At 73.3% G+C, this 6,797-nt stretch carries 6 protein-coding genes and 1 pseudogene; 2 read left to right on the forward strand and 5 right to left on the reverse strand.

Features of this window, described 5'->3' with window-relative positions; genetic code table 11:
• Window positions 1-7 precede the first annotated feature (7 nt).
• Both VGP36_17505 and VGP36_17510 read left to right on the forward strand, forming a co-directional pair.
• Complete coding sequence (locus VGP36_17505) at window positions 8-1,336, forward strand: hypothetical protein (GenBank protein ID HEV7656514.1); 1,329 nt, start codon at window positions 8-10, stop codon at window positions 1,334-1,336.
• Between the two features lie 508 nt (window positions 1,337-1,844).
• A complete protein-coding gene (locus VGP36_17510) occupies window positions 1,845-2,303 on the forward strand; it encodes a hypothetical protein (protein HEV7656515.1) in 459 nt (152 codons plus the stop codon).
• 162 nt (window positions 2,304-2,465) lie between these two features.
• On the opposite strand, the pseudogene VGP36_17515 reads toward VGP36_17510, so the two are convergent.
• From VGP36_17515 to VGP36_17535, 5 genes and pseudogenes are all read right to left on the reverse strand, one after another.
• A pseudogene (locus VGP36_17515) lies at window positions 2,466-2,555 on the reverse strand (deaminase).
• A gap of 249 nt (window positions 2,556-2,804) precedes the next feature.
• The gene (locus VGP36_17520; GenBank protein HEV7656516.1) at window positions 2,805-3,662 is read right to left on the reverse strand and encodes a hypothetical protein; all 858 of its coding nucleotides are present in this window, start codon (window positions 3,660-3,662) and stop codon (window positions 2,805-2,807) included.
• Window positions 3,659-4,642, reverse strand: coding sequence for an ABC transporter ATP-binding protein (locus VGP36_17525; GenBank protein HEV7656517.1), 984 nt, complete (start codon window positions 4,640-4,642; stop codon window positions 3,659-3,661). Before VGP36_17525 ends, VGP36_17520 begins: the two co-directional genes overlap by 4 nt.
• Window positions 4,639-5,721: a hypothetical protein gene (locus VGP36_17530; GenBank protein ID HEV7656518.1), complete on the reverse strand. Its 1,083-nt coding sequence runs from the start codon at window positions 5,719-5,721 to the stop codon at window positions 4,639-4,641. The genes VGP36_17525 and VGP36_17530 overlap by 4 nt, the downstream gene beginning before the upstream one ends.
• Entirely contained in the window at window positions 5,705-6,301 is a 597-nt protein-coding gene (locus tag VGP36_17535; protein ID HEV7656519.1) for a sigma-70 family RNA polymerase sigma factor, read from the reverse strand. Before VGP36_17535 ends, VGP36_17530 begins: the two co-directional genes overlap by 17 nt.
• Window positions 6,302-6,797: the final 496 nt, after the last annotated feature.

Genomic DNA, 6,797 nt, shown 5'->3' on the forward strand with positions numbered 1-6,797 from the left:
GGGCTCGATGTTGTCGAAGTCCGGCAGCAAGAAGAAGAAGCTGACCAAGCGGGACGGCAAGAAGGAGCTCGTCGGCCCGGCGCCGACCGGCAGCACCACCGTGGCCGGCCCGCCGGGATCGCCCGCCCCGAAGGTGACCTTCGCCGACCCCGCTGCCGGGACCGGGACGCCCCTGGTCACGGTCATCCCCGGGCCCGCCGCGCCGCCCGGCCCGCCGCCCGTCCGGCAGTGGGGTGCGGCCGCGCCGACCCAGCAACCGAGCGCGAGTCGCGCCGTGCTGGACCTGACCGCGGTGAGCTCGGACCTGGCTCTGATGACAGCGATCGGGTTGGAGATCGGCCCCGCCCACGGCGAGAAGCTGGAGATGTTGATCGAGGCGCTGACCGCGGCGGGGAGGGCGACGATGACCCGCGCCGAGCTGGTGGTGCTGGCGAGGCGAATCGGTGCTGCCTACGACCAGCTGGCCGGCGGCGGGCAGGTCGGCCTGAACGACGCGCTGGCCGTCGACATGTACCAGACGGAAGTGGCCCGGACAGGACTCAAGCAGCAGCTGACCGTCGTCGGCTCGATCCCCTCCGCCCAGGCCCGGTTCACGTACGCGTTCCTGGACGCCAACCGGCCCCTGCTGGCCTACCTGAAGCAGGACAACCTGAGGTACCACTTCGGCGCCGGCGGACTCCGGGCCTGGGGCGAGGGGTTGTACGAGAACAAGACCGTCTACCTGGGAAAGCTGGACCTGGAGAGCCCCCAGTCCTTCCTCAACATGCTGCTGCACGAGACCGGGCACGCCACCTACCAGCGCCTGCTCGTCCCGGACGGAGCGCTGCCCGGCAACGGCAAGGTGCCCAGGTTCTGGGCCGGCGGAGAGGCGCAGGACCTGGAGGTCGAGCGGACCCAGCTCGAGCAGGCGGTCACGACCGCCCAGGCCGCCGGCCAGCCGGTCCCGCCCGGCATCGTCGCGCGGCTCGCGGACATCCGCGCGATCTTCGACCGGGAACGGCCCGGCGAGCCGTGGGGCAAGCTGCCGGCCGAGACGCGCGAGCTGTACGACGCGTGGACGGTGCTGCGGCAGGGCAAGGGCCTCTACCTGCTGGGTGTCCCCTTCACCAGCGGCGCGGACGCCGACTTCCGCAAGGGGTACCAGGCCGAGGCGTTCGGCGAGTTCATCGCGGAGACCTTCTTCCTGACCGCGACGGGCGAGCTCGACGGGCACATCCGGACGATGCGGACCGCGCCCGGCATCCCGGACGACGTGCGGCAGGCCTGGCAGGTCACCGACCGGATCCTCGGGCAGCACGCAAGGCAGACCATCCTCGGCCGCGCGCCGGCCGTGTGACCGCCGCTGCGCAGCTCTGGTCAGCTCTCCGTTGAGCGGTGAGGACGCAGCAGAGTCCGGCCGTCCGCGCCCGAGGAGCACGGGACCGCCGCCTCCGGTGGGGTGCAGGCTCCGGACTCACCGGAACCACATCCCCACCACCGACGGCATCCCCGCCGAGTGAAGGCGGCGTGGGAGGACTCGGTCCGCATCCTCGACCAGTACGCGCGCAGGGACATCCTCGTCCAGAGGGACCCGCTCTGACGCCGGTCGGCGGCGGCTGGGGGCGCGCGACCCGGCCGACCAACGCGCTGCTGCACGTCGATCCGGCACTGGAACGCCCGCTGGGCAACCACTTCCACCGCCGCGCCGTCCTGACGCAGTTGCTCGCGGTCCTGGACCAGCGCGTCAACCGTCGCCGCCGAACTCGACGCCCTGCTGGCCGAGCCGCGAGTCGTGCGCCCAACGAGTGTGCCGCCGAGAAGAACGCGAGTGCAGGAGGTCTGGCAAGCCCAGTACGGTCCCGTTCATGACCGCGGACGTGTTCGTGCCCGTCGGCTTCGATCCGCCGACATCCCTCGCCACCGGCCAGTTCCACCTCCAACCACTGGGGCCGCAGCACAATCGGGCCGACCATGCCGCCTGGATGTCGAGCATCGAACACATACGCTCGACCCCCGGCTATCCCGACGGCAATTGGCCACCACGTACCGGTATGACGCTCGAGGAGAACCTCGCTGACCTTCGCCGCCACGCCGGGGACTTCACGCGGGGCGCCGGGTTCACCTTCACCGTCCTCGACCCAGGCGACAGCGACGTCATCGGGTGCGTCTACCTGTATCCCTCGCCCTCCGCGCAGTGGGACGTGACGGTGCAGTCCTGGGTGCGGGCGGACAGATCGGGCCTCGACGTACCACTCGCCGATGCCGTAGCGCGCTGGCTCGCCACCGACTGGCCCTGGAAGCGTGTGGACCGCTGCGGTCGCTGAATCGTTGACGGCACGCGCATGCGCCGTCGCAAGACTCAACGGCCACAGCGCTCAGCCGCTGCCGACCGACCCCAGAGCCACCCTGCGCTACACCGAGCCCGCGATGACCTCGACCGCCACCCCAAGTGCCGGCATGACGGATCCTCTTCGAATCCGAGACGGTCAGTGGAGGGTGGGTCGGCAGATGAGCTCGTGAATGTGACCGTCGAGCGTCCGGTTCTCGATCAGCTCCACGTCGACGTCGGCCGCACCTCATCCGCGTGACCCAAGGGTCGCGCAGTCGAGCAGGACGCCCCCCGCAGCCTCCGCATACCCTGCGCCGGGTCGGTCCGAGACCGTGGTCGCGCTGGGAGTGCGGTGCCCGACGAGACGCACGCCAGAGTTGAGCCACACCAACCCCGCGGTGGACAGCCGATGTGAGAGCCACCCCGCCGGACACCTCGACCCCGGCCTGGCCAGACCGGAACCGTCCAGTCTGAGACAGCCGATGTGCCTGCGCCGTCACAGGTCCTTGCGCAGGAAGGACGCCGCCGCCAGCCCCCAGATCATCGCCACCCACACCGCGGCCCACCCGAGGTAGGCGGCTGTCAGCGGCGCCGCGCTCAGGAACGGGAATGCCTCGCCGTCCTGGCCCCCGAACACGGTGAGCGCCGACGGGTCCTGGAACGCGTTCATCGCCCCGCGCCACAGGCCGTCGGTGGGCAGCAGCATCCGCGACACCGTGCCGACGCGGGCGATGGCGTCGTTGCCGAGGGACGTGCCGATGCCACCGACCACACCGGCCACCCAGGTCGTGCAGAACAGGCCCACCGCGACCACGCCCGAGGCCATCGGCGAGATGGTGGTCGAGAGCAGTACGGCGAGGGTGAGCAGCACGGCGGTCTGGGCCGCCAGCAGCGCGAGGGCGGCGGCCGGCCGTGGCGGCCAGTAGTCCACCGTCGCCCGGACGACCAGGCACTGGGCGAGCCCGGCGAGGACGACGAAGCCGCTGCCGAAGGTTCCCAGCCCGAGCCACTTGCCCAGGAGGAAGGCGGACCGGCGGATCGGCCGGGCCAGCACGGACAGCGCGATGCCCGACTCGGTCTCGCCTGCCAGCGTGGGGCCGGCGAGGAAGGCGGTGCCGAGCGCCGCGATGAGGCTGTAGCCGAACATCACCAGGTTGAGCACGATCGACGCCGTCAGCCGGGCCTCACCGGTGGTGAGCGTGCCACCCGTCTCCGCCGCCAGGCGCGAGAATCCCCAGCCGCTCAGCCCGATCAGGACGACGGTGAGCACCGAGAGGGCGAGCAGCACGCGCCGGCGGGACGCTTCGCGCAGGGTCAGCGCGGCGACGATCAGCGCCGTCCGGGCCGTCGTCACCGCGCTCCTGCCGACCGGGCGGCGGCACCCTCTCGCAGGATGCCGAGCAGGCGCTCCTCCAGGGTGATCCGCGCGGGCTCGACCGCGTGCACCCGTGCCCCCAGGGCGGCCAGGTCTCGCACCAGGTCGGGAACGGCTGTTGCGTCGTCGTCGGCCGGCAGCACCAGGGTGTACCAGTCGCCGGCCCGCTCGACCGTGCCGGTCGCGGCCAGTCGCGCCTCTGCCGCGGGGGAGAGGTCGGTCAGCTGCAGCCGCACCTCCCGCTGGCCGAGCAGCTCGGCGAGCGTGCCCGAGGCCGCGACCCGGCCGCGGTCGAGGATGACCACCCGGTCGCAGACCCGCTCGACTTCCCCGATCAGGTGAGAGTTGAGCAGCACCGCGACTCCTCGGGACTTCAGTGCCAGCACGATGTCCCGTACGTCGGCGCGGCCGAGCGGGTCCAGCGCGCTGGTCGGCTCGTCCAGGACCACGAGCTCGGGTCCGGCGACCAGGGCGACGGCCAGCCCGAGGCGCTGCTGCATCCCCTTCGAGAAGCCGCCCACGCGATCGCCGGCCCGGTCGGCCAGACCCACCAGCGCCAGGCGCTCCCGCTGGTCCTGCGCGGTCACGTCGATCCCCGACAGCCGCACGTGCAGGGCCAGCACCTCGGCCGCGCTCAGCCACGGCTGGTACCGGAAGAGTTCCGGCAGGTAGCCGACGCGGGCGCGCGCGGCCGGATCGGCGGCGGGCCGCCCGAGGAGCAGCACCTCGCCCGCATCCGGGCGGACCAGGCCGAGCAGCATCTTGATCACCGACGTCTTGCCCGCACCGTTCGGACCGAGCAGGCCGACCACGTCGCCCCGGCCCACCTCCAGAGACACGTCCTGGACCGCCATCTGCCGGCCGTAGCGCTTGCGCAGGCCTGAGCACCACACGGCGGGTGCCGCGGGCAGGTCGGCGATGAGGCCGGCCCCCGCGCGGGGGGCGGCGGCGCCCGTCACCGCAGCTCCCGGGCGACCGTCAGGATCTCGCTCGGGTCCAGCGAACCGGCCACGACGGTCACCGTTCCGCCGTCCACCCACACCACGGCGGCCAGCGTACGGTCCCGGGTCCGCAGCACCGTGGCGGGCACTCCGTCGACCTGCGCCGAGGAGGTGGTGACACGGTCGGCGGGCACGGGCAGCGGCAGGGTGGAGCCGTCGCCGGTGAAGGTGCGCAATTGCGCCGCGACGTTTGCGGGCAAGCCGGGCAGCGACAACAGGTAATCCCGCACCGTCGGGAACGGGATCCCGGAAGAGAAGGCCGACGGCGCGACGGCGCGACCGACGACGAGGGCGGGCGCGCCCGCGGAGGATCTCCAGACCTGGGCCACGCCCGGGCCGGCGATCAGCCGCACGGAGCTCCCGTCCAGACCCGGCGGTGGGGGCGGCAGCGTCGTACCGGCCGCGGCGGCAGCTCGGGCGGCGCGCTCGGTCGAGAAGGTGAACGTGACGCTCGCCCGGCCACCGACCTGCCGGACCGGCTCGCCGCTCACCCCGCGAGGCAGGCTGGTCACCTCCGGCACGTCGAGACCGGTCTGCGCCGCCGCGGTCTCCGCGTCCGGGACCTCGTGCACGTCGGGGTCGGCGGTCACCCGGACCTGGCCGTACGCGCTCAGGTCGGGCAGGGCGACCAGGTCGGCGGTGCTGATGCTGACCGGCGCGATCCGCTGGGTCCGGAAGATCGGCAGCCAGTCGGTGGCCGCAGCCGCGCCGGCGCCGGTCACCACGATGGCGACGGCGACGGCCGCGACGGCGGGCCGGCGCAGGACCGCGTGCAGCCGACGCGTACGGGGCGGCGCCGCGCGCCCGGGTCTGCTGGCCGGCACGGCCGTCGACAGACGCTGCCAGGCGGCCGCGACGTCGACGTCCGCGCCGCCCTCGGCCGTCAGCGCCGCGTCGACGAGGTCGGCGTCCGCGCGGATGGCGGCCAGCCGGGCGAGGCACTGCGGGCACTCCGCAACGTGTCGGCGGTCGGAGTCGGCCACCCCGGCCGGCTCGTCGAGCAGGCGGCGCAGGACGCCGTCAGTCGGATGACGCATGACGCAACTCCTTGCGCAGGGCGGACTCGGCGCGTCGCACGGTGGTGCCGACGCTGCCGGGAGAGAGGTCGAGGGCCGCGGCCACGTCGGCGTAGCTCAGGCCGCTGTGCCGCAACACCAGAGCCACGGCCTGCCTGTGAGGGAGCCGGGCCAGCGCCGCGCGGACGCGCCGGCGGTCCTCGTTGGTCACCACCACCTCCGCCACGTCGGACACGGTGCCGTCGGCCGCCGCGGCGGCGGTCTCCTCCCGCGACGCGCGACGGCGCCCCGATCGGAGCAGGTTGAGCGCGGTATGGGCCGCGGCGACGCAGAGCCAACCGCGGGCCTCCCCGGCCGGCACCGAGGAGCGGCCGAAGGACAGGAACACGTCCTGGGCGACGTCCTCGGCCTGGTCCCGCGAGCCCAGCACCCGGGCGGCCACGCCGACGACCCGCTGGTAGTCGCGGCGGAAGAACTCCTCCAGGTCGGCGCGTACGGCACCCGGCACCGCCATGCGCTCCTTCCCCTCGGTGGCGCCGGCCACCGCTCCGGCCGTCACCACAGCCTCGACCACCGCCTGCCGGTGCCCAGTGAGGTGCATGTCTCTACCGCACCGCCGGGGTCGAGAACGTGACATCGGGCATCGTCGCGATGCCGACCGGGTCGCGTCGGACCGGTGGAACCGCACCTGCCGCGATCCGGCTGGGTCAGGCCTCCGGTCGGTTTCTGGATCCCGGCTGGGCACTGAGCTGGCCGCACTGCACGGCATGTCCCTGCCGCCGGACCCGTACTGGAGCCGAATCGACGCGACCCGCCAGGCCGTCATGGAGCCGCACCTGGCGAAGGCCGCGGCGTTCTGGGGCGCCTCGCCGAGGTTGTCGCGACGGTCTGGGGGCGAAGCGCTCACCGCCCGGCACGCCCGGCTTCGGCCCGAGTGCCATGGTCCGCGCTTGCGGCAACGCACGACTCCGCCTTGAGCCGGGCGGCAGCCGTATCGCTCCTGCCGACGTGAGCGTATGCGCGGACGGGGACTGTGAGGGTCCGTTAGCAGGCCAGTACGTCGGCGATGGTGGCGCCTCGGTCGGTGCGCGCCTGGG

The sequence above is a fragment of the Mycobacteriales bacterium genome (genome assembly GCA_035995165.1).
In the GTDB taxonomy this organism is placed as follows: domain Bacteria; phylum Actinomycetota; class Actinomycetes; order Mycobacteriales; family CADCTP01; genus CADCTP01.